The organism is Micromonospora maritima (assembly GCF_902825405.1).
In the GTDB taxonomy this organism is placed as follows: domain Bacteria; phylum Actinomycetota; class Actinomycetes; order Mycobacteriales; family Micromonosporaceae; genus Micromonospora; species Micromonospora maritima.
The window spans coordinates 1-697 of the sequence record NZ_CADEAU010000960.1; the positions used below are offsets into that span (position 1 = coordinate 1).

Sequence of the window (697 nt, forward strand, 5' to 3'; positions counted from 1 at the left end):
CCCGGCCCGGCTCTGGCGCGCGCTGGACCGGCGCCGCCCGCCCGGCGTCGACGCCGTGGAGCGGGCCTGGCGCAGCCCGGTACGCGGACCGTGGCTGACCTCGGTGCTGGGCGCCGTGCTGCTGGTCACGCTGCCGCTGGTGATCGTCACCGGGCTGCTCGACTGGATCGCCTACGGCCCCCGCCTCGATCAGGCCTTCCCCCGCGACGTGGGCTGGCTGCACCCGCCGGTGTTCGACTGGCCGACCCGCCCGGTGTGGCTGTTCCGCCTCACCCAGGGGCTGCACGTCACGCTCGGCATCGTGCTGGTGCCGGTGGTGCTGACCAAGCTGTGGTCGGTGGTGCCGAAACTGTTCGCCTGGCCGCCGGCCCGCTCGCTCGCGCAGGTGCTGGAACGGCTGTCGCTGCTGCTGCTGGTCGGCGGCATCCTGTTCCAGAGCGTCACCGGCCTGCTCAACGTGCAGTACGCGTACCTGTTCGGCTTCGACTTCTACACCGCGCACTGGTACGGCGCCTGGATCTTCACGGTCGCGCTCGTGGTGCACGTGGCGATCAAGCTGCCCCGCCTGGTCACCGCGCTGCGCGGGCCGGGCTTCGCGCGTACCCCGGTGGCGCGGACCCGGGCGGAGCCGGCCGATCCGGACGGCCTGGTGGCCCGCCGCCCCGGCCCGGCCACGATGAGCCGCCGGGGCGTGCTG

1 pseudogene is annotated in these 697 nt (G+C 74.3%); it reads left to right on the forward strand.

The annotated features are described in order from the left end of the window. Positions 1-697, forward strand: a pseudogene (locus HUW36_RS33820) (molybdopterin-dependent oxidoreductase); the annotation flags it as partial.